The organism is Streptosporangium sp. NPDC004631, assembly GCF_053601935.1.
In genome coordinates this window covers 1-1,383 of the sequence record NZ_JBSGCR010000079.1, presented here as the reverse complement: position 1 = coordinate 1,383, position 1,383 = coordinate 1, and the positions used below count along the sequence as shown (strand labels likewise).

At 66.9% G+C, this 1,383-nt stretch carries 1 protein-coding gene; it reads right to left on the bottom strand.

Annotated elements, in window-relative coordinates; translation table 11 throughout:
* The coding region (locus ACWEF2_RS31620; RefSeq protein WP_453819912.1) for an IS256 family transposase at positions 1-1,272 on the bottom strand (1,272 nt) is incomplete at its 3' end.
* Positions 1,273-1,383 lie beyond the last annotated feature (111 nt).

Below are 1,383 nucleotides of genomic sequence, written 5' to 3'. Positions count from 1 at the left end.
GTTCTGGGGCGTGACGTGCCGTTCGAGCGCGACTCTGAGTTTGGGCAGGTGCAGGAAGCCGTTCACACGGCGAAACTGCTTGGAGGCCTCGGCCATGCCGGCCGCGCACCAGCGCAGGGCCATCTGCCCGTTCTTCCAGTTCTTGACGTTGACGGCATGGTCGCGGCAGATGGAGATCATCGACTCGATCGGGTTGGTCGAGCGCAGCGTACGCGCCAACGTCGGCGGCACCTGCAGCCGCAAGACGGTCAGCGTCTCGTCCATGCCTTCCCGCAGTGAGGCCGCCGCGCCGGGATACTTCATGTCCAACTCGGCGGCCAGAGCGGTGAGTCCGGCCTCGGCGGCCAGGAGCGTGTCAGCGTGGTAAGCCTCACGCATCCGCTTTTCGGCTGTGGCGCGTAGCTTCTCAGGGAGTTTGTCTCGGACGTTGCGGATCTTGTGGAGTTGGCAGCGCTGGATCACAGGATGGTCGAACACATCCAACACCGCTCGGCGCAATGCTTTGGAGCCGTCCAGGACGACCAGGATCGGGCCGGTGACGTCCAAGCCGCGCTCGCGCAGGCCGACGATGAGCTCACGAGCCAGTGTGGCGTTCTCGGTGGAGCCCTCCACCAGCGCCAGCGGGTACTTGGTCCCGTCGATGCCGATCCCGAGCGCCGCGATGCAGGTGTGCTCGCCGAAGTGCACGCCGTCCAGCATCAGGGCGGCCAGATCCAGCTCGGATAGGTCGGCGCTCATCATCTCGGCCAGGGCGCGCTCGGTGGCGGCGACGAACCGCCGCGAGATCGCCGACTTGGAGGTGCCGATGGACGCCTGCTCCACACTGGTTCCGACCGGTTCCAGGCCGAGTCGGTAGCGGCGGGTCGACAGCTTGCCGAGCATCTTGCCCAGGGCCATCTCGTCCAGGATCTCGGTGGAGGAGAACAGTTCATAGGCCGGGATCGCGATCTCGCCGGTGCCATCGGCGGCGCGTACCCGTGGGCGGCGGATCGGCAGTCTGCGCCCGCCCAGCACCACCGATCCGGCGTCGTGGCCGTGCCGGACCGCGCCGCGGTCAGGGTTGTGCTTGCCGCGCGGGCCGCACAGGGCGCTTACGTCCTCTTCCAAAAGCGCGAACATCACCGCCAGGCCGGACTGCACGGCCAGTGCGAGCAGGCCGTCCTTCATCGAGGCGGCGATGTGCTCCATGGCTATGTTCACGGTGTGTGGGACGGCCACGTCTTCGGCGGCTTGCCGGGCATGCCGGCGCTTGGTCTGGTAGGTCTTACTCACGGTCCCCGTCTCCTTGCTCGGAGTGATTTGGCGATTGCCCGAGACCTACCACCAGGTAGGCCCCGAGGCGGGGACCGCCACTTCAAGTTCTACGAGCTACGGGACAACCTC